This window comes from Fusibacter sp. 3D3 (assembly GCF_001748365.1).
GTDB lineage: Bacteria > Bacillota > Clostridia > Peptostreptococcales > Acidaminobacteraceae > Fusibacter_A.
Genome location: NZ_BDHH01000010.1, coordinates 41,877 through 63,790 on the forward strand (window position 1 = coordinate 41,877; position 21,914 = coordinate 63,790).

General features: G+C 38.1%; 25 protein-coding genes. 5 read left to right on the top strand and 20 right to left on the bottom strand.

Going from position 1 to position 21,914, the window contains the following annotated elements; all coding sequences use genetic code 11:
- Positions 1 to 84 precede the first annotated feature (84 nt).
- The 8 genes from F3D3_RS12375 to F3D3_RS12410 all read right to left on the bottom strand — a co-directional run bounded on the left by F3D3_RS12375 (position 85) and on the right by F3D3_RS12410 (position 7,665).
- Positions 85 to 1,449: a Na+/H+ antiporter NhaC family protein gene (locus F3D3_RS12375; protein WP_069874350.1), complete on the bottom strand. Its 1,365-nt coding sequence runs from the start codon at positions 1,447 to 1,449 to the stop codon at positions 85 to 87.
- Positions 1,450 to 1,532: 83 nt separating this feature from the next.
- Entirely contained in the window at positions 1,533 to 2,870 is a 1,338-nt protein-coding gene (hisF, locus tag F3D3_RS25050; protein WP_069874351.1) for an imidazole glycerol phosphate synthase subunit HisF, read from the bottom strand.
- Positions 2,864 to 3,589, bottom strand: a complete 726-nt coding sequence (gene hisA, locus F3D3_RS12385) for a 1-(5-phosphoribosyl)-5-[(5-phosphoribosylamino)methylideneamino]imidazole-4-carboxamide isomerase (protein WP_069874352.1) — start codon at positions 3,587 to 3,589, stop codon at positions 2,864 to 2,866. The genes hisF and hisA overlap by 7 nt, the downstream gene beginning before the upstream one ends.
- Positions 3,586 to 4,197: an imidazole glycerol phosphate synthase subunit HisH gene (hisH, locus tag F3D3_RS12390; protein ID WP_069874353.1), complete on the bottom strand. Its 612-nt coding sequence runs from the start codon at positions 4,195 to 4,197 to the stop codon at positions 3,586 to 3,588. The genes hisA and hisH overlap by 4 nt, the downstream gene beginning before the upstream one ends.
- Positions 4,197 to 4,757, bottom strand: a complete 561-nt coding sequence (gene hisB / locus F3D3_RS12395) for an imidazoleglycerol-phosphate dehydratase HisB (RefSeq protein ID WP_069874355.1) — start codon at positions 4,755 to 4,757, stop codon at positions 4,197 to 4,199. The genes hisH and hisB overlap by 1 nt, the downstream gene beginning before the upstream one ends.
- Positions 4,754 to 5,812 (bottom strand): histidinol-phosphate transaminase, encoded by a 1,059-nt coding sequence (gene hisC, locus F3D3_RS12400; RefSeq protein ID WP_069874356.1) that lies wholly within the window; start codon positions 5,810 to 5,812, stop codon positions 4,754 to 4,756. The genes hisB and hisC overlap by 4 nt, the downstream gene beginning before the upstream one ends.
- An 8-nt stretch (positions 5,813 to 5,820) precedes the next feature.
- Positions 5,821 to 6,399: an ATP phosphoribosyltransferase gene (hisG, locus tag F3D3_RS12405; RefSeq protein WP_069874358.1), complete on the bottom strand. Its 579-nt coding sequence runs from the start codon at positions 6,397 to 6,399 to the stop codon at positions 5,821 to 5,823.
- A 12-nt stretch (positions 6,400 to 6,411) separates the two neighbouring features.
- Positions 6,412 to 7,665 carry an ATP phosphoribosyltransferase regulatory subunit gene (locus F3D3_RS12410; protein ID WP_069874360.1) on the bottom strand — a complete coding sequence of 418 codons (1,254 nt, stop codon included), beginning with the start codon at positions 7,663 to 7,665 and terminating at the stop codon, positions 6,412 to 6,414.
- Positions 7,666 to 8,141: 476 nt separating this feature from the next.
- Here F3D3_RS12410 and F3D3_RS12415 point away from each other — a divergent pair, with 476 nt between their 5' ends.
- The 4 genes from F3D3_RS12415 to F3D3_RS12430 all read left to right on the top strand — a co-directional run bounded on the left by F3D3_RS12415 (position 8,142) and on the right by F3D3_RS12430 (position 11,604).
- Positions 8,142 to 9,512 carry a Na+/H+ antiporter NhaC family protein gene (locus F3D3_RS12415; RefSeq protein WP_069874362.1) on the top strand — a complete coding sequence of 457 codons (1,371 nt, stop codon included), beginning with the start codon at positions 8,142 to 8,144 and terminating at the stop codon, positions 9,510 to 9,512.
- A gap of 305 nt (positions 9,513 to 9,817) precedes the next feature.
- On the top strand, positions 9,818 to 10,264 hold the full coding sequence (locus F3D3_RS12420) for a MarR family winged helix-turn-helix transcriptional regulator (RefSeq protein ID WP_069874364.1): 447 nt from the start codon (positions 9,818 to 9,820) through the stop codon (positions 10,262 to 10,264).
- A gap of 41 nt (positions 10,265 to 10,305) precedes the next feature.
- Positions 10,306 to 11,148: a DegV family protein gene (locus F3D3_RS12425; RefSeq protein ID WP_069874365.1), complete on the top strand. Its 843-nt coding sequence runs from the start codon at positions 10,306 to 10,308 to the stop codon at positions 11,146 to 11,148.
- Positions 11,149 to 11,160: 12 nt separating this feature from the next.
- A complete protein-coding gene (locus F3D3_RS12430) occupies positions 11,161 to 11,604 on the top strand; it encodes a hypothetical protein (protein WP_069874366.1) in 444 nt (147 codons plus the stop codon).
- 135 nt (positions 11,605 to 11,739) lie between these two features.
- Here the strand turns inward: F3D3_RS12430 and F3D3_RS12435 are convergent, their stop codons facing one another.
- From F3D3_RS12435 to F3D3_RS12490, 12 genes are all read right to left on the bottom strand, one after another.
- Positions 11,740 to 13,353: a complex I subunit 5 family protein gene (locus F3D3_RS12435; RefSeq protein WP_069874367.1), complete on the bottom strand. Its 1,614-nt coding sequence runs from the start codon at positions 13,351 to 13,353 to the stop codon at positions 11,740 to 11,742.
- Positions 13,350 to 13,718: a sodium:proton antiporter gene (locus tag F3D3_RS12440; protein ID WP_084389002.1), complete on the bottom strand. Its 369-nt coding sequence runs from the start codon at positions 13,716 to 13,718 to the stop codon at positions 13,350 to 13,352. Before F3D3_RS12440 ends, F3D3_RS12435 begins: the two co-directional genes overlap by 4 nt.
- Positions 13,719 to 13,722: 4 nt before the next feature.
- A complete protein-coding gene (locus tag F3D3_RS12445) occupies positions 13,723 to 14,109 on the bottom strand; it encodes an MnhB domain-containing protein (protein WP_069874369.1) in 387 nt (128 codons plus the stop codon).
- On the bottom strand, positions 14,102 to 14,368 hold the full coding sequence (gene mbhE, locus F3D3_RS12450; protein ID WP_069874371.1) for a hydrogen gas-evolving membrane-bound hydrogenase subunit E: 267 nt from the start codon (positions 14,366 to 14,368) through the stop codon (positions 14,102 to 14,104). The genes F3D3_RS12445 and mbhE overlap by 8 nt, the downstream gene beginning before the upstream one ends.
- Positions 14,365 to 14,907 (bottom strand): DUF4040 domain-containing protein, encoded by a 543-nt coding sequence (locus tag F3D3_RS12455; protein WP_069874373.1) that lies wholly within the window; start codon positions 14,905 to 14,907, stop codon positions 14,365 to 14,367. Before F3D3_RS12455 ends, mbhE begins: the two co-directional genes overlap by 4 nt.
- Positions 14,908 to 14,911: 4 nt before the next feature.
- Positions 14,912 to 15,205: a monovalent cation/H(+) antiporter subunit G gene (locus F3D3_RS12460; protein WP_084389004.1), complete on the bottom strand. Its 294-nt coding sequence runs from the start codon at positions 15,203 to 15,205 to the stop codon at positions 14,912 to 14,914.
- Positions 15,206 to 15,457 (bottom strand): monovalent cation/H+ antiporter complex subunit F, encoded by a 252-nt coding sequence (locus tag F3D3_RS12465; RefSeq protein ID WP_069874375.1) that lies wholly within the window; start codon positions 15,455 to 15,457, stop codon positions 15,206 to 15,208.
- Between the two features lie 11 nt (positions 15,458 to 15,468).
- Positions 15,469 to 15,954, bottom strand: coding sequence for a Na+/H+ antiporter subunit E (locus tag F3D3_RS12470; RefSeq protein ID WP_069874376.1), 486 nt, complete (start codon positions 15,952 to 15,954; stop codon positions 15,469 to 15,471).
- Between the two features lie 139 nt (positions 15,955 to 16,093).
- Positions 16,094 to 17,122 carry a M42 family metallopeptidase gene (locus tag F3D3_RS12475; RefSeq protein WP_374700074.1) on the bottom strand — a complete coding sequence of 343 codons (1,029 nt, stop codon included), beginning with the start codon at positions 17,120 to 17,122 and terminating at the stop codon, positions 16,094 to 16,096.
- A 61-nt stretch (positions 17,123 to 17,183) separates the two neighbouring features.
- Positions 17,184 to 17,825 carry a TlpA disulfide reductase family protein gene (locus F3D3_RS12480; RefSeq protein ID WP_069874380.1) on the bottom strand — a complete coding sequence of 214 codons (642 nt, stop codon included), beginning with the start codon at positions 17,823 to 17,825 and terminating at the stop codon, positions 17,184 to 17,186.
- 16 nt (positions 17,826 to 17,841) lie between these two features.
- Positions 17,842 to 18,537 (bottom strand): cytochrome c biogenesis CcdA family protein, encoded by a 696-nt coding sequence (locus tag F3D3_RS12485; protein ID WP_069874382.1) that lies wholly within the window; start codon positions 18,535 to 18,537, stop codon positions 17,842 to 17,844.
- Between the two features lie 400 nt (positions 18,538 to 18,937).
- Positions 18,938 to 20,332, bottom strand: a complete 1,395-nt coding sequence (locus F3D3_RS12490; RefSeq protein ID WP_069874383.1) for a DNA integrity scanning protein DisA nucleotide-binding domain protein — start codon at positions 20,330 to 20,332, stop codon at positions 18,938 to 18,940.
- A gap of 373 nt (positions 20,333 to 20,705) precedes the next feature.
- Here F3D3_RS12490 and F3D3_RS12495 point away from each other — a divergent pair, with 373 nt between their 5' ends.
- Complete coding sequence (locus F3D3_RS12495; protein ID WP_069874385.1) at positions 20,706 to 21,875, top strand: HDOD domain-containing protein; 1,170 nt, start codon at positions 20,706 to 20,708, stop codon at positions 21,873 to 21,875.
- Positions 21,876 to 21,914: the final 39 nt, after the last annotated feature.

Consider the following 21,914-nt stretch of genomic DNA (forward strand, 5'->3'; position numbering starts at 1 on the left):
ATAGTGGAAGGTTTTTTGTTAGTTTACATTTTTAGTGGCCAAATCGGAATTTATTCGATTGCCCCTTAGGTGAGCTCTTATGGGTCAAGTGATTTCTTTTATAGTTTTAGCCGATTTGTGCATAAAAGGTCTCCAAAACGGATAAATCAAAATTGTAAAAAGTGAAAGCAAAGTCAAAAAGAAGGTAAACGGCACATATTGAACCGCTGAAATCCCCGTGAGTTGCTTGATGACTAATCCATTGACATTCCACGGGATCAGCCCTACCACATTCAGCCCTACATTGGCTATGGCCATGACTAAAAGTGATCGTGGGACTTGAAATGCATCGTATTTGTCTTTTAGATATTTTCCAGTGATCATGGCAGTCATTGCTTGAGAACAGGTAATCATGGAGAGCACCAGTCCTAAAAGTGCTGTATTTCGAATGAGCTGCGCTTCTGTTTTAACATTTTTCATAAAAGGTTCTATAATCACATCAATGAGTAGATCAGCCTCTAAAATGCCGTTTAAGCATGCACTGAGCAGGATGACTAAAAGCACATTGACCATGCTGAAAAGGCCAGTGGTTTTAAGCATGGAACCTAGGATGAGATGATCCGTATGATAGCCATAGAGCATATAGTCGACGAGCTCCCTAGTGGCAGCACCTTTCGCATATAACAAAAAGGCAGATGTAATGGCAACTAAGGTAAGTACTCTGTTGATAGGCACTTTAAAAATCAACAGTAATATCATCATGATCAGTGGCAAGAGCAAATAGAACTTGATGCCAAATACAGTGGCAATAACCGTATTTTGAATAAGCATTTGAGCATCTATTATAAACGGTTTTCCCATCATGTAAAAAATAATCAAAGTGATGACATATGGGATGATGGAACTCTTTAATAAAAGCGGCATGTTTTTTCTGAAATCGGTATGCGTTACCGAAGAGGCAAGGTGTAATCCTGACGCCAGCGGAGATGTACGATCTCCAAAATAAGCACCTGAAAGCAATGCCCCTGTAAGTAATGGCAAAGCGATATCCATTTGAAAAGCCAAACTCATAAAAAGAGGAATCAAAATAGTGAGTGTACCAATGGCCGTTCCAAGGAGCATGGAAAGCAATGTGGCAAGCACAAATGCTGCTAAGAGCAGATTTTGGCCGATCATCATTTCTGAAAAGTGAACGATGAATGTGGGGAGAGCCCCACACCCCATCATAAGTGGTAAGGTAATACTGATTAGGAAAAGGAGTATGACTGTTTTTCTAATGGCAATTAAATTGTGCAATACAAGTTCTGGCACATCCGCTTTATGCGTACTGAGCGTGTAAGCTAAGATAACCGTTGACAATATGGCAAAATAAAGGGGGACATCTAGTGAAATGGCAAGTGTAACACTTATGATGAGGCCTGAAATTACGATATAGGCTTTTCTCTTTTTTTTAGGTTCTATAAGGGTCATTGAAATACTCCGAAGTTATGTCATCCATATCATGGTACTGAAATCGATCTGAAAAGTCAATGAAACCTTAAAAAACTCATGAATTATTTAAAACGTTTTTTGAGTTCAGCTTCGAGTTCGCTGATATCAATATTTTGATTTGCCAAGAGCACAAGACTATGATAGAAGAGATCAGCCATTTCATAGAGCAGTTCCTCTTTAGAATTTTTGGCCCCAATGATGACTTCAGCACTTTCTTCGCCCACTTTTTTTAGAATTTTATCGATGCCTTTCTCAAAGAGGTAGTTGGTATAACTGCCTTCTACGGGATTTGCTTTACGGTCTTCTATGACTGTCATCAATTGAGTGAAGACATTTTTATCTTCCGGCATTTGGTTAAAGCAAGAATAACTTCCCGTATGACAGGCTGGCCCAGCTTCATCGACCCTCATTAAAAGGGTATCATTGTCACAGTCGTATCTTAAATCCACAAGCGCTTGTTTATTGCCAGAGGTTTCACCTTTAAACCAGAGCGATTGTCTGCTTCTGGAATAAAAATGGGTATATCCAGTTGTGATGGTTTTCTCTAAGGCTTCTGCGTTGACATAAGCAAGCATGAGCACAACACTTGTTTGAGCGGATTGAACGATGGCTGGAATGAGCTTTGCATCAAAAAGAGGTGCAAAATAACTTCGGACTGGGATGCCCTCACGCTGGAGTTCAAATTTAACTTCTGGGATGCTGACCTTTTTAGAGTGAAAGATACTCGCCGCTAAACCCGCAGATATAGTGGTTTCTTTAAAGAGCTTGACGAAGTCCATTTTGTCACCAGCACCACCAGAGGCGATGATTGGAACAGTGACTTTAGATTCAATACTTTTTAAAAGGGGCAGATCGAAGCCCTTTTTACTGCCATCTGCGTCAATAGAGTTGATGCAGAGTTCTCCTGCACCGAGCTGAATGCCCTCTAAAATCCAATCTATAGCCGTTCTACCTGTATTCGTCCTCCCGCCGTGAGTGAAGACAATATAGTCATCGGCCACTTTTTTGATGTCCACTGAGAGCACGACGCATTGTGCGCCATATTTTAGGCTTGCTTCCTTAATCAAATGAGGGTTCAAAAAGGCCTGTGTGTTAATGGAAACTTTATCAGCACCTGATTTTAATAGGGCATCAAAGTCGTCTATGGATTTTACGCCGCCACCCACTGTGAAGGGAATATTAATAGTCTTAGCGATCTCTGAAACAAGGTTTAAGAAAGGGCCTCGATCTTCTGTGGAAGCCATAATATCATAGAAGATGAGCTCATCTGCACCTGTGTCGCTGTAGTATTTGGCGATTTCAAGTGGGTCTGCGATGGTGATGACGTTTTCGAATTGCTGGCCTTTGACGACTTTGCCGTCTTTAATGTCTAAACAGGGGATTATTCTCTTTGCTAACATAGGGGACCTCCTACAGCCTGTACAGCTTCTGAAAAAGTGAATTTCTGCTCGTAAAAGGCTTTGCCGATGATCACAGAAGGCACGCCAATGGATTTGAGAATTTTTAAATCTTCAAGCGAACTCACCCCACCAGAGGCTATAATTTCAGCTGTCGTTAAATTTTTAATCGATTTATAGGTATTGATATCAGGACCCGTGAGCATACCGTCTCTAGAAATATTAGTGACGAGCAGCGATTGACATCCGATCTCTGAAATGGTTTTAATAAAGGTGTTTAGGCTTGTCTTGCTCTCTTGTTGCCAACCTTCGGTCATTACATAGTCATTTTTAAAGTCTATCGCGCAGACGATTTGGGACTTGTAGCGCTCTAAGATGTCTTTGAAAGTATCAAAATCTTTAAGGGCAAGGGAACCGATGACGATGCGATTAACACCACATGCCACAAGGGTCTCAACATCTTTTAGTGATCTGATGCCACCGCCAAATTGGATATTTAAAGCGGTTTCTTTAGCGATTTCTTTTAGATTTGAAAGGTTGACAAATTCACCGTTGAGGGAGCCGTCAAGATCGACGATGTGTATGTCCTTTGCACCTTGTGATTCCCAAAATTTAGCGGCGTCTAGAGGGTTGTCATAATAGACCTTCTTTTGATTAAAATCACCTTGGGTCAACCGAACGCATTTTGAGCCGCTGATGTCAATGGCTGGAAAAATTCTCATAGAGCCTCCTGAGTTAATTTATAAAATTGCTTGATGAGTTTGGCACCCAGTGCACTGCTTTTTTCTGGGTGAAATTGCATGCCGTAGACATTGCCTCTACCGACGATTGCGGGGACCTTGCTCTTTTCATAATCCACATAGGCATAGACGTATTGGGGATCAAGTGGCGCGAGATATGAGTGTACAAAGTAAGCGTATCCCTCTATGTTTGCAAAGGGTGACTTGGCAGTATGCACTAAGTTATTCCAGCCCATATGTGGAATCGTAGAAACGGCATCCTTATCAAAGAGATCAATGGTGCCAGGGATTAACCCCAAACCTTGCCATGTGCCATTTTCCAAACTTTTTTCATAGAGGAGCTGCATGCCGAGACAGATGCCGAGGACTGGAATTTTCATGTCGACCGCTTCTATAAGTGTTTGGTCCAGACCAAGTGTTTTAAGCGCTTTCATCGCATCTTCAAAGGCACCAACCCCGGGTAAGATGATATGAGTTGCCGTTAAAATTGCTTTGGGATCAGCAGAAAGCTTTGTGTCAGGATCTATCTTACGAAAGGCATTTAATACATTAAAGATGTTACCTACGCCATAGTCGATAATAATTGTCATTATAAAACTCCTTTCGTTGAGGGGAGTGAATCACTTGTAACCATCAGTGCGCGTCTGAGCGTAATGGCGGTGCCTTTGAAAATAGCTTCAAGCATGTGATGTGTATTTTTACCTGCCAGTGTTGTAATGTGGAGTGCCATTTTAGCATTTTGTAAAAAAGCTGTCATAAATTCTAGACACCATTCTGTTTCAAAACCACTTGTAACATTACTTGGGAAAGTTGCATCAAAAGCCAAATAGCTTCTCCCCGAGAGATCGATGGCGATTCTGACGAGTGTTTCATCCATGGGGATCAGACTATCTGCAAAGCGTTCAATGCCTGTTTTATCAGGAAGGCTGTCATTAAAAGCCTTTCCCAGGAGGATACCAACATCTTCGATGATATGATGCGGATCATCACCCGTCACTGTGAGTGTGAGATTAAACCGGCCATGCTTTGCAAACTGTTCAAGCATATGTGTGAAAAAAGGAATAGGGGTTTTAATTTCGTATTGACCTTTCCCATAGGGTTCAAATTCAAGTTCAACTTGGGTTTCAAATGTCTTTCTGCTGAGTTTCATTGACCAGCCGCCCTTTCTAAATTTAATGCAGTTTCTATACAACTTAGAACTTGGTTAATTTCAAATTCAGTGCCCACAGTGATTCTAAAATAATAATCAAGATAATCTTTTTGAAAGTATCTGATTTTGATATTTTTTGATGCGAATGATTCTAAAAAAGAGGTTTTTGAGATGCGCGTTGCATTGAGTTTTAGCCAGACAAAATTACTGTAGGAGTCAAACACTTCGAGGTCTTTATATTGTTTGAGCGCTGCAACCAGTTTGTCTCTCATTTCAATAATCTGAAGTCGGTTATTGTCTATCGTTGCTTTAAAGTCAGCTTTCAAAAGTGCGATTCCAAGAGACTGAGATAAATTGCTAATCGTATAAGGGTATTTGCAATTATAAAGTTTGGCCATATTGGTTTCGTTTGAGAGGCCAAATCCGATTCTGAGCCCTGCAAGTCCACAAGCTTTAGAAAGCGTTTTGAGAACGATCAAGTTGGGCAGTTCATCGATCATTTTGAGCATGGAATAATCCATAAAGTCATCGCATATAAATTCGCCATAGGCTTCATCAATGACCACATAGGCATCTGTAGATTTGACGATTTCAATAAGTGTCTTAGGCTCTATGAGCGCACCTGTGGGATTATTGGGATTGCAGATGAAGATAAGTTTTGGCTTTAATATGTTGATGTAATCCATAAAGTCCGTTGGATTCAAGTTATAATACCGCTCGGGCTGATAACGTCTAAACTCGCAATTGTAAATGGAAGCCATAATCTCATACATGACAAATGATGGATCTATCGAAAGGACGATGTCTTTTGGCGTCGTGAAGGCTTTGTAGATGAGATCCAGAACTTCATCTGAGCCATTACCTGCGATGATTTGGCACTGCGACGTGCCAATATAAGCACTATAAGCTTCAATGAGTTCGGTGGCATCTGCATCGGGATATCGATTGAGCGCTTGAAGATCGATTTCAGCGCGTAATTTTTCGATTTGTATATCGGATAGTGGATAAGCAAGTTCATTTGCATCTAGTTTAATCATATTTTGAAGCGTGTTCATAAGTCACCTCACCTATTTAATTGGGTAATCACAGCATCAATTTGAGCTTGATTAAATTTATAGCTGGATTTATTGGCAATGAGCACCGGATTAATGGTCAGAATATCTTTGATGATAGAAAGGCCATTTTCCCTTAGTGTTGTGCCCGTCTCTACGATGTCAAAGATCACATCTGAAAGATTGAGAATCGGTGCAAGCTCCACGGAGCCGTTTAAGTAGATTGTTTTACATAGTGGAAAGTACTGTTTGCATATATTAGGGTATTTGGTGGCGATGGTCATGGGCGCCTCTAAGTTGATATTTTGATCAAATCCAGCGATGGAGAGTGTGCACTTTGAAAAGGGGAACTCAAGGAGTTCATAAAAAGATTCTCCAGATTCCAAAATGACATCTCTGCCAACCACGCCTATATCGGCTACGCCGTTAGCCACATAGGTGGGGACGTCCACGGGTTTTACCATGATCATTTTGATATTGCCAACTTGTACAATCAGTTTTCTGGAAGTCATGGCTTCTTCGGCATCAAAGGCTTTTAAAAAAGCTTCTGCAATACGGCCTTTAGAAAGTGCAAAGGTGATAGATTCCATTGGGACCTCCTCTTAGTGAATGCTTTTATTGGTATCTGCGACGGTTAAATATTGATCAAATGTTGCATAAGGCATTTTCTGCACATTGTCTTTTCGGATATCGATGACCTTAGCGGAGACTTCACCAAAGACGATGACTTTTTCAAAATGCTCTTTCGTGGCAAGGTCGATGGCCTCTTTTTCAGTTTCATAAGTTCTGAGATTGACTTCAAATCCCTTTTGACGATAGTACTCTGCATATTGAATGCCTTTTGCGGTGAGCTCAGTTTCAAGTAGTAGTAGACTATTTTTGCGTGTCATTTTTTTTACCTCCGTATAATTCATTAATAGATCTAGTGTGAGTGCAAAGCCAGCTGCACAATTCGCTTTTCCAAATTCGGTACTGAGTTGATCATATCTGCCCCCGTTTAACACTTCAGAGGGGCAATTCTTGATGAAGCCCTTGAGCACAAGGCCATTATAATATTTGAGTTCTGGTTTTAAAGTGAAATCCAGTTGCGTGTATTCTAAAAGCTCATATGATTTTAAGAGTATGCTGCGAGCTGTAATTTGATCTAGTAGGGTATTCAGTTTTGATTTTAGTGATTGATCCTCAAAAGTAATTTGTTCGATTAATTGCTTTGCATTTTCTAAAACAATTTCTGTGGGACCAAATAATTTAAAAAGAGATTTTAAGAGGTTCCAGGTCTCATCAGTTGTGTTTTGAAAGAGCGTGAGTTCTTTTAAGGTCATCATATTTTTAGAAGGCAATGCTTTTATGAGGGTTTGTTTTTGCTCTGAGTCAAAAGGCATACTCTCAAGCAGTGTTTCCAAGAAATTCACGTCACCGATATCAAGCATGACTTTATCGGTAAAAAGTCTAAGTGATTTTACAGCCAAGACGATGATTTCAAGATCGTGAAGCAATGTGTCTTTTCCAAATGTTTCAACACCGATCTGTGTTTCTTCTGTGAGCTGTCGATGACCCCATTTGTAAGTGGGGGCATAGTAGCATATCTTTTGCTCAATATTAGATGCCGACGAGAGTCTGAGCATTTTCATGACAGATACTGTTGGATCGTTTTGTAGATAAAAAATTTCACCGGATTGATCCATGAATTTGACTTGTGTATGGCTTGGATAGCGTTTTTCGAGTTCGGAAATCGAAGCAAGTGACTCACAGGCTGGAATAGAGACTTGGCGATAGCCGTACTTTGCATATAACTTCATGAGTAAAGCTTGCATAGCGTATTTGTTTTGGTTGATGATTAACAAATTTGATTTCATATAGACCTCCGTGGGTTCGGTAACAATTCATATTAGGTGTATTTTTAACCTTGCAAAATTTTGTATAAAAAAGAGCCATATAGGGCTAGCCTATATGACTCTCGTTATATTTTCGATCATCAACAGGTAAGCCCAATTCAGTAGAGAATAACGAATAGGGCTTTACCTTCGATGATATTAATGCATCGGATGATAAATCCCTGACCTGTGATGATGATGAAATTGTGAAGATAAAAATGTATAATTATTCATGGCGTGAACCTCTTTTCTTGTATTGTTCACTATATTACTGGGTTTTTCACATGTTGTCAATAGGTTTTTGAGAATTTTTATTCAAAGTGTGACATTTTCTTAAAAGTTCTGACTTTTGAGTTTTTTTAAATATTAATGAAATGATCTTTAGAATATCGAAACTTCTCTGTTATAATAAGTTGAATATAGAGCTTTTATTACGAATTGAAAGTGGGGGAATAGAGATGATTCATCAAAAATGGGGCTTATTTATTGCGCTCGTTTTTATAGCGAGTATTGTCACTTGTCTAAGCCTTGGCGTTACATTGCTTTATGGATTTATTGTGACTTTGGCAGTTACAAGTGCTCTGCTAAAAGCAAAAGGGGTAAGAATTAAGGAGACACTTTCTTATGCGCTAGAAGGTATCGGACATGCTAAGACGATTTATTTTGTGGTTTTTATGATCGGCATCAATGTTGCCCTATGGATTGCTTCAGGGATTGTCCCTTCTATGATTTATTATGGATTTTCAATTGTCAATCATGTCAATTTTATTCTATTTGCCTTTCTAGTGACTGCTGTTTTCGCCCTTTTTATAGGCACAGGTCTTGGTACGCTAAGTACCATTGGCGTTGCTATATTTTCTTTGGGACTCAGCGCAGGGATGCCGAAAGCATTTTTATTAGGCGTTATTCTATCGGGTGCTTATGTGGCGGATCGACTCTCACCTATTTCTGCTCTGGTCAATTTTACTATAGAAACGGTAGGCGTGAGTTTTAAAGTCTATTTTGTAAAAACACTAAAACAGATGTTGCCCGCTATGGTTTTAACGGGCGTGATCTATCTCGTCATGAGCTTGAATATTGAATCCACTTTGACGGATGCGGCAATTTCAGGATACAAATCCGTTCTTTCAGAGTCATTTATCATATCTGGGTGGTTCTTTATTGTGCCTGTGGGTGTGCTCGCGCTGTCCTTAATTGGGTTTAAATCCAACCTTACTTTGGGATTTGGTGTTATATCGAGCATACTCATTGCAGCTTTGGTACAACATGTTTCTCTGCCAACACTTATGGGGTTTATGTACAACGGCTTTCATACAGACATTCAAGTGGATTTGATCAAATCACTTCAAATTGGCGGTGGGAAGTCCATGATAGAGGTCGTCTTTATTATCATGGGGGGAATAGCCATGAGTACGATCTTTGAAAAATGTGGTTGGATCAAACCGCTCATCAACTTTGTGACTCAGAATTCTAAGACCAAAACAGCACTCTATTTGAGAACGAGTTTAATGAGTATAGGACTGGATGCTTTAACCTGTGACCAGACGGTGGGCATCATCATTCCAGGTCGAAATTTGAAAGAGGCCTTTATAGAGCATAACCTGGATGCGGGTGACTTAGCGGCTTTAATCGCCAATTCGGGAACGGCGCTTGCACCACTGATGCCTTGGAATGTCAATGCGATTATCATATTGGCCATCACGGGTGTACCCGCAGTTGAATTTGCACCCTTTATGATCTTTAATTTTATGACAATCGTATGGATATTGATGCATACTTTTTTAAAGGAAAATGTCGAGAGGATCAAGGTGAAACCTCAACAGAATTAGTTAAAACCAGTCTGTGAAGTTTGATGAACCGATTTTGAATAAAATTTATAAGAGGCCCTAGGCGAAAAAAATTTTCTCCTAATGGCCTTTTTTTATCGCCAATAAACTGGAGTAGAATAAATGGCATGCAGAAAGTGTTAAAAATTATTTAAGGCCAAGTTAAGTTATTACAAATTAATTAACAATTTATAAAGAAATCAGCTGTAACATTGACTTTATAAGGGCTTCGCCCTATACTGAGACTATCAAATAGTTTGATTGTCAAATTAATATATTAAAAATAGTTTTAAGAAAAGAGGCAATTTATGGATTCAAAAAAAGACATTCTCAATACACTTTTGGTGGAGCTTTTTAACAATATCATGACCATTGAAGAGAAAGTGCTTCACAGTGATAAATTTGATGATTTGTCTTTAACAGAATTTCATGTGATTGCTGCGATTGGGGTTGAAAATATGCTTAAAATGTCAGATATTGCCTCAAAATTAGGGGTGACCGTAGGCACACTGACGATAGCCATCAACAATTTACTCAAAAAAGAGTATGTGGTCAGATCACGCAGTGAAACAGATCGAAGAGTGGTCTATGTGACGTTAACGGATAAAGGGCATGCGGCATACGATCATCATGAAACCTTTCATCAAGAGATGATTGAATTTGTACTCAATACACTGAACGAGACTGAAAGTGAGGTTTTAACGAAATCACTTTTTAAAATTATTCGATATTTCAAAACGAAATATGAATCGTAAAAGGTGCACAAATTGTAATTCTAGAGAAAAGAGGGAAGAATATGAAAATCACATTAGTGACAGATAGTACTTGCGATTTAACGCCAAAAGAACTTGCAGATCAAGGCATTTTATTCGCATCGCTGAAAGTCCTTTTTAAAGATGCTGAATACATTGATAAAATTAATTTAGATACAGCCACTTTTTATGAAAAGCTGAAAGTTTCTCCAGAATTGCCAACGACATCACAAGTGAATCCAAATGAGTTTTATGATATTTTCAGTGCAGAGCTTGAAAAGGGCAATGAGGTTCTAGGCATCTTTATTTCAAGTGAGCTCAGTGGTACTTTTAATTCCGCTCAAATTGCCAAAGAGATGATCAATAGTGATAAAATTCACCTTGTGGACAGTCGAACCACCAGTTTTTCGCTTGCTTTGATCCTTTTAAGAGTGAATCAATGGATTAAAGAGGAAAAATCGATGGAAATCATCCAAGTAGAGCTTCAACAACTTGTTGAAAAGGCTCAATTATATGGGACATTAGAGACGCTTGAAAATTTAAGAAAAGGTGGACGCCTATCTTCAGGGACCGCTATGATTGGCAAGATGCTCAATCTGAAACCCATTATAGAAGTTAAAAATGGTGTCGTTGAAATGGCGAATAAAGTAAGAGGATCACGCAAGGGCATGGCATGGATGATCGAACAATTAAAAAAAGATTATCCAGATGGCATTATAGAGGATATCGCCATAGCACATGCTCATGATCTTAAAAAGTTAGCGGATATTAAAGCCCTTATACTTGAAGAATTCAGTGTTCAAAGGCTATATGAAGTGGAGATTGGACCCGTTGTGGGCACACATACTGGAGAAGGCGTTGTGGGAATTGCTTATTTTAGAAAGTGAATTGTTTAAATTATGAGTAAAAATAGATTAATACAAGAATATATGAGTGAAGTGCGTCCTTTTCAGACTGTAGATCAGCTCATTAAAAACTATAAGAATAAAATGGATATAATTGACATAAAAGAATCTGACTTATCAAAGTTCGAAGAATTTCATTTTAAGTTTCTAAGACTCAACTATGAACATAAATACAATATAGATCCTATGGAAGTCCATTTTCAGTTTTTCTTGGTTCAGAAGAATGAAAAAAGCAAGCCATATTACGACTTGATGGAAAATGAGCTTGAGAGAATTATTGTGGTAATTGAGCAGAGAGTCAATCTAGTTATGTCAAATAGTCGAGAATTGTCATTAGATTTAAAAATCGAAAGAGGTATAGAAGCGCAATATGTTGAAAAAGAAACCATAGAACTGCTTGAATATTTAGTGAGCTTTGATTTGCGAAAGCAATTGTGAATGTGAAGTAGACTCCTAAAAAAAAAATCGGTATACATTTTTGTATACCGATTTTTTTAGGAAAAGGTAACAGAAAATCTGATTAGGATCTAGTTGAGTAAAATATACGATCTTATTTCCGGATTGCCACTTTTTTTATGTTGTGATTAAGTGTAAATACCACGTCGTCACCATGAAGAAGGACAGAATCGCCAATGTGATTTGATTGAAGCTGAGTTCCATTTTTTTAAGTTTCGCAAAGAGCGGATTCTTTTTCACAAGAGCGATATAAGTTAAATAACTTACCCCATAAGTGAGCAAATACTTTGGCCATTTAAGCAGTTGAGAGAAAAAGTTATAGTGTGTGTCAAACGTCGTGAGCGTCTTGAACAGGTAATCACCAGCTATACCGAGAAGAATACAGCTTAGAGCCATAACGCTGAGTGCTATTATAGAATTGTAGGGCAATATTTTTTTGATGATAGGCGATGGCAAAGAGGGCGATTGTTGACTAGAGTCCATAAAAAGCACATGCCAAAATTTGATAAAGGACATCATGGTCCCCATATTGATTACTATGAATAAGATTTCAGCCCATAGTCCCGAAAACCCTTTCATGATAAAGTACTTTGAATAGCCACCACTAAAAAAGGGTGCGCCTGTGATGCTGAGTACAGCAACGATCATGATGAGTGAAAGAAATCTAGAACGCTTAAAGAGACCGTTCATTGCTCGAATATCACGTGTGTGATAAGTCTCAATGAGCAAACCTGCGATCAAGAAGAGCAAGGTCTTAAAAATACCATGAGCGACAATATGGTAGAGCCCACCATGGTAAGAGTCTACTTGTTTAGAACTGAGCCCAATCATCATAAGGCCTATTTGTGAAACAGAATGGTAGGCTAAAATCAGCTTGATATCCGTTTGGGACAGTGCGAATAAAAAACCTGCAATTGCGGTTAAAAAGCCAATCGCAATAAAGAAATCAGATAACATAAAAACATCACTAAACATAAAGGAAACTCTAATGTAGAGATAAATGCCTATTTTTACAAAGATACCAGATAATACACCAGAGACAATCGAAGGTGCACTCGCAGTACCATGTGCCTTAGGTAGCCAACTGAAAAGGGGTAATAGGGCCGCTTTTAAACTGATCCCCGTGATCATAAGTGCAAAGGGAAGGATGAGACTGCGCTTAGAAGCAAGCATTTTTATTGAAGTGGAAACACTATCAAAATCAAGTGCGCCAGTATATTTATAAAGATAACCGATACCTAATAAAAAGAAGGTCATGGCAATCATATTGACCATGAGATAGATCATACCATCATACATGGATTGACTGTCTTTTTTATACATAATGAGAATACTCACCACCACAGTGGCCACTTCTATTAAGATGTAGACGTTGAAAAAATCAGTAGACAAAAAGACGCCATTGATAAGGCCTTGCAAGCTTAAGAATAAAAAGAAAAAGAGTTTATTCATATAAGACTTATGCAGATTAAAGAGGATCATAAATCCAAATAGAAAATTATTGAGGAGTAACATCATAGCAGAAAGTGCGTCGACTTCAATTTTCATACCTATTGGAAATGCAAACCCCGAAAGCAACTGAACAGAAGCCGCCGTATTGGTAAGTATAAAATTTACAGAAATACCAATTAAGACAGCTTCTAAGACGAGCGTTGCCTTCATCAAAAATTTACATTGACAGATGTAGAAAAAAAGACCAATGAGAATAGGTCCAAGTACAAGAAATATCATCTAAGACCTCCCCGTTTGTTTTTAACCTTGTTCCAGTTGGTAGACCCGTATTTATGATAGAGCGAGATAAACATGGTAAGGCTAACAGCAGTGACTGAAATGCCCACCACAATGGCCGTTATCATAAGTGCTTGAGGGATAGGGTCTGCAACCGGTACTGTGATTTGATTGCCAATAGGCGGTACGCGTCCAACATCGTTGTTGATCGTTAGAAAAAACAAGATGATGGCTGCCTGAATAATACTAAGACCCATTATTGTCTTGACGATATTGCGTCTAGAGGCAAGCGCGTAAATGCCAATCATAAATAAGATAAGGCTCACATTTTCGCCATTGATTAAATCGAGAAGTTTTTCAAGAGTCATAGAGTCACCTAGTTTCATAGAATACAAATCTGATAAAGATGATGGACAGACCGCAAGCGACTTTGATGCTGATCAGGAGATTCATCAATATGAGATAATAGAGATTAAAAGTTGGCAATTGTAAATGGATAAAAGTCAGTAGAAAACCTAATGGAAATAAAAATATAAAAAATAATGTGATTTTTTCAAGTGTTCGAATCTTTTTGAGGGGTGTCTCTAAACTGGGATCAATCAAATATTTGAGAATGAGTACAGAGGCGATAATAGCGCCCCCTTGAAAGCCACCACCAGGGGTTACATGACCGTTGAGCACGATATAGAGTCCAAATAACAGCACAAAGGGATAGGTGATGGTCAATGTCTTTGAGATTAAAAAAGAGTGATCATTCATCGAGTTCATCTCCTTCATGAATAGATAGATAGACAACGCCTATGATGCTGAATAAGAGCATGAGTGCTTCAAATAGAGTGTCATAGTAACGATAACTTAAGTAAATAGAGGTTACAATATTGGTGGCGCCTGTGTCCCTGTAGGCGTTTTGAATATAGTGATTTGAAATGTCGTAGGGGACTTGATCGGATGTCGCCGTTAAAAGAGCCATCATGATAAAGCCAGTTAAACACAAGAGTGCAATCCCTTTTCTTCTCATTCAATCACCTCTTCCACTTGAATGAATTCAATGGGCACTTTAAAATGGAGTTCTCTATCAAAAAAGGAAATGAGAGAGTCCATTTTATAGTTTTCAGGATGACCCCAAATTTTGATGTTTGTGGGTTCATTTTGAACGATCAAGGCGTATGGATGATGTTCTATAATAGTTTTAGTCGCATCAACCGTATAGATAATCTGAGGTTCAAGTTCTTGCTTAGCACAGTATTTATCTAACAGTTTTTTAAATTGTAGGTGTTCAGCAGTAAGATGGGATTGATCTTCAAACTCAGCCTCAGAAAGGCAGTAATAGACAGTGAAGATCTTATACTTTTGAAGTGCAACCAGATAGAGAATTGTGGAAAGTGTGCTGCCGATGATGGCCTCGGCAATGGCAACGTCGGGAGCGTTGTAGAGGAGATAGATAAAGGAAATGGTCAAAGAAAACGCACCTAAGTAGACGACTGCGTGTCGCATTTTCTGAGTTTGAACAGTCATTATCGCGAGGATGACCAAGACGATCAAAGAGAGTTTTAGCATAGAATCACTCCTTCTTTATTTTGAAGCCACTGTTGTATGCGGAACGCGTAATGGCATGTGTAATGAGTGGATTTACAATCAGCACCAGAAAGATGATAAAACAAACCTTTAATGAAAAAAAGGAAAAGCCATGTCTGATGATCACACCTGCTAAGAGCAAGATAAAACCAGCAGTATCCACATTTGATCCAATTAATATGCGTGTATAAAAATTTTTAAAGCGGTATAAACCCAATATGCCAAACCCTATAAAGAAAAGACCGCCACTCATGAAAATTAATGCAATAATTTCTCTCATCTAGAATCTTCCTTTCCTCTGAACATAAATGGATAAAAATATAATGCCAACAAACCCCAAAAGGGCATAGACAATAGCTAAGTCGAGATACATAGAAATCCCTTTATAACTGGCATAGAGGACGATGAGCGCTAGGAGCTTTGAGGCAACCATATTGAGACCAAGCAATCGATCCCATAGGGAAGGGCCCAGTAAAATTCTTAATAAGCTTAAAGTGAGTAGTAAAATCAATAGTATGATGATTGTTAACATAGAAGGCTCCTTTATCTATTCAAAAAACGTTCAAATCTGCCTTTAATCATGTTGCCAGCGATGACCGTATTTTTACTTTTAGCGTTAAGCCAAAGGACCTTTAAGGTATGACCTTCAAGGTCTATCGTCACAGTACCTGGGGTCAAAGTAATTGAATTTGCCAATATGCACTTTTGCGTATTGCTTTTAAGGTCAGTGTGTATTTCGACGATATCAGGATTAATCTGTAAGGTTATAATTTGGTGAATAGTGACAAATGCATTGGCATAAATCTCATAGAGTAAAATGAAAAAATAAATTAAAAGCTTGAATGCATTGAAATCTATGATTTGATAGAAATCATCTTTAAGCAGATATTTTTCGGTGAAAAAGATGACTAGAACACTGAAGATCAGTCCTGTAATAAGAGTCATTAAATGAACATTTTCAAAGAGTGCAATCCAAAATAATGTCATCAGTAAATAGAATTGGCCATAAAAGAAAGCCTTGTTGTTCATGTGTTCACCCCCTCTATATAAATTGAGACTCGAATTGTTATATTTCTATTATTTTACCCTTGTTCATGTGTAATAAATCACAAATTGTGTTGTCTATAATAAAAGCCCTCCTACAAGCACAAGGGGGGCTAGTTTAGTGCTATTTAGTTAAATATAAAGTGACCAGCTTCATGGTGTTCTCCATGGCTTCATAATGCGTTCGTTCCATACCATGAGACGCGTGGACACCGGGACCGATGAGTGCACCTTTAATGTTATGCCCTGCATGCAAAGCAGCCCCTACATCCGAGCCATAGTAAGGATAGATATCAACCGCATATTTTAACTTGTTTTCTTTGGCGAGCTGGATGAGTTCTGAAGTCATTTGGTAGTCATACGGACCACCAGAATCCTTCGCACAAATGGATACATCGTATTCAGTACATGTTAAGTCGTCCCCAATACATCCCATGTCAACGGCTAATAATTCAGAAATATCCTCTGGAATGAATGAAGCACCATGTCCCACTTCTTCATAGTTTGAAATTAAAATTTTAGTTTTGTATTTGGGTTTAATGCCATTACGCGATAAATACTGCATAACACCAAATAGGATTGCCACAGAACCTTTATCATCGATGAAACGCGATTTTAAAAAGTCGTTTATAAGTGTTGTTTTAGGATCGATACAGATAAAATCGCCAACACCTATACCAAGCGCAAGCACATCTTCTTTATTTTTAACCTGTTCATCAAGGCGAATTTCCATAGTATCAGGTGTTCTGGCAAGCGTAGAAGCTTCTTTGTAAACATGTGCGGCAGGTGCAGTACTCAAAAATGTACCGTGATAAACTTTGCCATCGCGTGTATGAATCCTACAGTATTCGCTATCTAATGTCGGTACAATGGGACCACCTACTAGAGTGAATTTTAAGGTCCCTTGGCTGGTGATACTTCTGACCATGGCACCAAGCGTGTCCACATGTGCGGCGAGACCTACAGTCTTCATATGATCATCACCTTCAATTGTGATGATGCCACCACCCTTGTGCGTAAGTTCGAAATCATAGCCTAATGCTTCAGCCCAACCACCAACAGTGTTCATAATACTATGTGTAAAACCGCTTGGACTATCCGTATTTAGGAGGGCTACAGCTTTTTCTAGAACATAGTTTTTATTAAATGTCATCGTCATAATGTACCTCTCTCTTATCTTGTTCTACAAATGTGATTTGAATATCTAAATTGTATCATTTTAAAACCGATTGTGCTAGATATTCATCTATTGAAGCTAAAATAGAGTCCAGTGTTTTTTGATCCAGCATTCCAGGATAGGCATATAAATACTCAGCATTAGGACCTAAAAAAACAGTTGTAGGAAAGCCAGTAACACTGAATTGACCTGCAAGAGATTGATCTTCATCAAGGTAAACATTGAGTGAAAGGCCTTTTTCATCTAGATATTTTTGGATGGTATCCGTGTCTTCGCCAACATTTATAGCTAAAACCTGATATTTGTCATCTTGGCTCAATGCTTCAATGAGAGGCATTTCTTGATCGCAGAAATGGCACCAAGTTGCCCAAAAATTGATGACGACGATTTTGTCTTTAAAATCATAGAGTTGAGCAGTTGTCCCATCTAAGTTTTTGAGTTCAAAGTCTTCCCAAATGTAGGGTTCTTGCTGCGCACTAGAAGATTCTGTAGCGCTATCGGAATCTTGAGGGGCTTCATTCGTGTTACTGGATTCAATTTCATCGGTGGAAGCAGTTGTCGCTGGAGTCCCCTCAGAGGGTTCTTCCACTTGGATCGGCGTTTCAATTTCAGAATTTGAGCAAGCTGTTATGAGCAGTAAAGCAAATAAGAATGTTAAAACCAATATTTTTCTGGACATAGGAGATCCCCTTTCTTTAAAGCAAATAATTAACCAAACTGCCAAGTTTCCCTGTTGTCATCAATATGCCTAAAAGAATCATAATGACGCCAGCCACGCGATTAATCGCTTGAGAATGTTGGCTGAGTTTCTGAGTGTATTTTTCAACGGTGCCGATAAAGAGTGCTGTGATTATAAAGGGAATGGCCATGCCCATAGAGTAAATCCCTAAAAGTTTGGCGCCATCGGCAACATTACGGCTCAAAGCTGCTGTAGAAGCTAAAATTGCACCTAAAATTGGGCCAAAGCAAGGTGTCCAACCAAAAGCAAATGCCATGCCTATGCCTATAGAGGTAAAAAAGTTCATTTTACCCTGTGCTTTAGATTTTCTATAATCCTTGCTGAGTAAGGGCATTTTAAACATCCCCATAAGGTATAGTCCAAAAAATGCAATCAATACCCCACTGATCCTCGCCAGTAAGACCTTATGGGTGGCAAAAATCTTGCCAAGTGCGCTTGCAGAGATGCCAAGGAGCATGAAGACGATTGTAAAGCCTATGATAAAACCAAAAGTTCTGAACAAGATCAGTTTACGCTTTTGGGATAGGGTCGGCGCATCATATGCACCTGCCATATACATGATGTAAGCTGGAATAAGGGGGAGCAGACATGGTGAAAAAAAAGAAGCCACACCTGCAGAAAATGCGGTCCAATAGGAAACTTGTAAAAACATAAATACACCTCGATTCTAAATGAGAACGTTCTCATTTAGTATAAACTAAATGAGAAGACTTTTCAATTACGTTATTCTTTTCACAGTTTAAAAAAATAATTATGGGGTAAAAACATGATATTACTGGAAATTAACGCAAGAATACAGTAAAATGTTGAGTAGGTATAACAGTAATACTATAATGTTTTCAATGGGGTGCGATCTATGGGCGAATATCGGATTACGAGACGAGGTAAATGGGCGATTGGTATTGTTGCCGCGCTTGGGTTGATAGCTCTAATAAAGGGTTCTATATTTTTAGCGTTATTTGGACTGTTGTTCAGCACGTTCTTGTTGGCAGTCAGCATATATGAAATCTTTATCAATAAGTAAAGCATCCTTTTCTTCGGATGCTTTTTTTTTATAAAGTGTGCTTTGAAATAATATCCACATCGCCATCTTCGGAGATGACTACTGTAAGACAATCTGAATAGCTTTGATTGTGGGAAATGGTCTCTACGTATCTAATGGCAGAATTGTATCGGGCGCCTCTTGACGGGTCACCTTTTTCAGTTGCCACGCCGTCTAAGATTACGCCAATGCCGTGACAGAACCCCTCAACATCCACTAAGACAGCACCATCAATACTGGTAATTGATTTGATGGTGGAAACGTTTAGGAAGGTTGCATTGATAATGAAACCTTGATTTCTTAGTCTAAAAGCCTCACTACGTGCATTTTTGGAAATGACGATGATGGTGCCTTTGACTTGTTTTAAAGCTTCTAAGATCAACTTGTATAGGTTGAGAATTTTTTTGGTTTCAATTTCTGGAAATACTTTTTTGAACTCATAACTGAAATTGAAATAGCTGATTTTCGGTTTTGGAATATAGACTTCCTCATTGGTTACTTGCATCAATTTGTTATTATTGTGATTTAATTGCCAAGAGTAGTAGGTGTTAAATTCAATGATGAAGTAATGTCTTGCTTTATCAAGATGATAGGATTCTTCAGTGAATTGAATGACACTGTAGATGTATTCCCCATCTGACAAGAGATAGATATCTTTTTTTGAAAGTTCTAAAATTTTACGTATATGCCTAAAACTAGACAGTGGCAATCGATCCTCAAAAGTCAGTAAGAGTTTTATGTGCGAGGAATCCACTACACTGGAGAGCGAATCTTGTTTTAGGAGTAAAATTTTACCATTGCTAAATGCTTTTTCATAACTTAAGGAGGATATTTTACTAAACTTATCAAACGGATTGGAGATGGATTCATCATTTAGGATGCTATTCATAAGCGTTTTTCCAGCATCTTTGAGGAGATCATTAATCCCCTTCGGAGTCATTTCTCGATCCCCGATAAAATTAGTGGCGCATTGATTAACATATTTTGTGACCTCAGATATGATGGCTTCTATGATGGATTTCGTTTGAACATCAATATCGTCTGTCATCTTATAATAAGAATCTAATATTTTACGATCAAATTTATAGGCATAAGCAAAAATAGTATTGTTAAAAACAAAAATATCTGAATAAAAAACAGCACTACTTTCCGAAAAAGATTTTGAAATATGGAGATCCATGAGGTTCTGTAAGAATTTCTTGCGTTGGTAAAGGGTTTCTAGAGTTTCAATCGTAGTGGGTATGCCGATAATATCATTGGCAAATCTCATGTTGATGAGGTCGTTGGCGATATCAAACGAAACCAAATAAAAATCTGGAACCAGTTCAGTGTCTATTTTTTTAAATAGGGTTTGTAAAAATTGATCTAGAAGCTCAGATAATTCATGAACTGTTTTTATCAACATAAGGATCACCTCTTTTTCGACTTATTAGATATATACCTCAAAAATCCATTTTTAAATAAATTTACGCATTTTTATACGCACAAATTTGTGTATAAAAAAAAATGCTAAAGTAAACTTTAGCATTCAAGGAATGACTGTTCAACCGGTATATTTAACTGTAACATAGGGATTTACAGAGGGAGGTACAGCTAAATAGACCATTACTGTTGTTCGTCATAGTAATTTTAACATATTTATATGACTGGTTTCAAGAAAGTAATTTATAAATCTTTAAATCCTTAAAAAATTAGTTGTGAGATTTATTTATGCTAGGGTATACTTATTATGATGTGATGGGTTGACATAACCGATCAAAAGGAGATTGGAGTGCCTAATGAATAGTTTATTGCTTGTATCCAACGACGAAGTGTTTGGAATAAAATTCAATAATAGACTTAGCCATGATGTATACGATTTATCGATGACGTCAACCTTTGAAGAAGCTAAGGTACAACTGGCTCAAAAAGATTATAGAATGGTGCTGGTTGATTTATCCGATGAAAATGAAATTGAAGTCTTATTGAGTTTTCTAAAGCTCAAGTATCCAAAAGTGATTAGACTTGCAGTGATGAATGCCTCCACTTCTATGGACTACTATATGCCAAAACAGCAAAATAGTGCTCAAATGAGTTGGAAGAAAAACATTGATCATGAAGAATTGTTTATTATTATTGATAAAGTGATTGCTATTGATGAGCAGGTGAAAAACAGTGAACTGGTTAATCTGGTCTCAAATTTTAAACATTTACCCACGGTGCCAGAAATTTATCACCAGTTGAATCTCTTAATTCAAGAAAATGCCTCTGTTGAAGAAATTGCGCTTAAGCTTGAAGAAGATCCTGCGGTGACTTCAAATATTTTAAAAATGGCGAATTCGGCGTTCTACAATGCCAAGACGGGGTCTATAAGACAAGCCATTATGTATATTGGTTTGATTAACGTTAAGAATATTATCTTGACCAATGCGGTATTTGGAAATGATGGATTACCCCCTAAAACTAGGCAACTTCACTGGGAACATGTCAGCTTGACGAACAAAATCTTAAATGCTATGTATTTTGAACTGCTGGGGAAGAAACTCAACAATAACATTTCTTCAGTGGGTTTACTGCATGATATCGGCAGTATTGTGCTCATGAGCAATTTTCCAAGAGAATTCAACAAAATAGTGGAAATCGTCAACAGTCAAGAAGGGGTTAATATCAATTCAGTGGAAAAAGAAATGATCGGATTTAATCATGAGGAGCTTGGTGGCCATTTACTCGATTTATGGGGATTGCCTTTTCCAATCATTGAAGCTGCGTTATACCACCATGAGCCCTTTTGTGATCAAGTCATCAACAAAGAACTTGTAATCAGCATGCACATTGCGAACTATTATGCATGGAAGTATATGAATAATAACCATTATCAGCAGAACCTCGATGCAAAAGCGTTTTCCGAACTGGGCATAACTCAAAAAATGTTTGATGTTTTTTTTGAAAATTTAAAGCGAAAGCTATAGGCGTGCGCTGTAAAATTTGATATGATTAGTATGAATAAA

Excerpts from the sequence above, each read along its gene's own strand:
- F3D3_RS12455 (WP_069874373.1), bottom strand. The coding sequence starts at position 14,907 with ATGCTAAAACTCTCTTTGATCGTCTTGGTCATCCTCGCGATAATGACT.
- hisB (WP_069874355.1), bottom strand. The coding sequence starts at position 4,757 with ATGAAACTCAGCAGAAAGACATTTGAAACCCAAGTTGAACTTGAATTT.
- F3D3_RS12375 (WP_069874350.1), bottom strand. The coding sequence starts at position 1,449 with ATGACCCTTATAGAACCTAAAAAAAAGAGAAAAGCCTATATCGTAATT.
- F3D3_RS12495 (WP_069874385.1), top strand. The coding sequence starts at position 20,706 with ATGAATAGTTTATTGCTTGTATCCAACGACGAAGTGTTTGGAATAAAA.
- F3D3_RS12445 (WP_069874369.1), bottom strand. The coding sequence starts at position 14,109 with ATGAATGATCACTCTTTTTTAATCTCAAAGACATTGACCATCACCTAT.
- hisH (WP_069874353.1), bottom strand. The coding sequence starts at position 4,197 with ATGACAATTATTATCGACTATGGCGTAGGTAACATCTTTAATGTATTA.
- F3D3_RS12430 (WP_069874366.1), top strand. The coding sequence starts at position 11,161 with ATGAGTAAAAATAGATTAATACAAGAATATATGAGTGAAGTGCGTCCT.
- F3D3_RS12485 (WP_069874382.1), bottom strand. The coding sequence starts at position 18,537 with ATGTTTTTACAAGTTTCCTATTGGACCGCATTTTCTGCAGGTGTGGCT.
- hisC (WP_069874356.1), bottom strand. The coding sequence starts at position 5,812 with ATGAACACGCTTCAAAATATGATTAAACTAGATGCAAATGAACTTGCT.
- F3D3_RS12470 (WP_069874376.1), bottom strand. The coding sequence starts at position 15,954 with ATGAACAACAAGGCTTTCTTTTATGGCCAATTCTATTTACTGATGACA.
- F3D3_RS12490 (WP_069874383.1), bottom strand. The coding sequence starts at position 20,332 with ATGTTGATAAAAACAGTTCATGAATTATCTGAGCTTCTAGATCAATTT.
- hisF (WP_069874351.1), bottom strand. The coding sequence starts at position 2,870 with ATGTTAGCAAAGAGAATAATCCCCTGTTTAGACATTAAAGACGGCAAA.
- F3D3_RS12475 (WP_374700074.1), bottom strand. The coding sequence starts at position 17,122 with ATGACATTTAATAAAAACTATGTTCTAGAAAAAGCTGTAGCCCTCCTA.
- F3D3_RS12410 (WP_069874360.1), bottom strand. The coding sequence starts at position 7,665 with ATGAAATCAAATTTGTTAATCATCAACCAAAACAAATACGCTATGCAA.
- F3D3_RS12415 (WP_069874362.1), top strand. The coding sequence starts at position 8,142 with ATGATTCATCAAAAATGGGGCTTATTTATTGCGCTCGTTTTTATAGCG.
- hisG (WP_069874358.1), bottom strand. The coding sequence starts at position 6,399 with ATGGAATCTATCACCTTTGCACTTTCTAAAGGCCGTATTGCAGAAGCT.
- F3D3_RS12440 (WP_084389002.1), bottom strand. The coding sequence starts at position 13,718 with ATGACTCTTGAAAAACTTCTCGATTTAATCAATGGCGAAAATGTGAGC.
- F3D3_RS12460 (WP_084389004.1), bottom strand. The coding sequence starts at position 15,205 with ATGAGAGAAATTATTGCATTAATTTTCATGAGTGGCGGTCTTTTCTTT.
- F3D3_RS12420 (WP_069874364.1), top strand. The coding sequence starts at position 9,818 with ATGGATTCAAAAAAAGACATTCTCAATACACTTTTGGTGGAGCTTTTT.
- F3D3_RS12435 (WP_069874367.1), bottom strand. The coding sequence starts at position 13,353 with ATGATATTTCTTGTACTTGGACCTATTCTCATTGGTCTTTTTTTCTAC.
- F3D3_RS12480 (WP_069874380.1), bottom strand. The coding sequence starts at position 17,825 with ATGTCCAGAAAAATATTGGTTTTAACATTCTTATTTGCTTTACTGCTC.
- mbhE (WP_069874371.1), bottom strand. The coding sequence starts at position 14,368 with ATGAGAAGAAAAGGGATTGCACTCTTGTGTTTAACTGGCTTTATCATG.
- F3D3_RS12465 (WP_069874375.1), bottom strand. The coding sequence starts at position 15,457 with ATGTTAACAATCATCATACTATTGATTTTACTACTCACTTTAAGCTTA.
- hisA (WP_069874352.1), bottom strand. The coding sequence starts at position 3,589 with ATGAGAATTTTTCCAGCCATTGACATCAGCGGCTCAAAATGCGTTCGG.
- F3D3_RS12425 (WP_069874365.1), top strand. The coding sequence starts at position 10,306 with ATGAAAATCACATTAGTGACAGATAGTACTTGCGATTTAACGCCAAAA.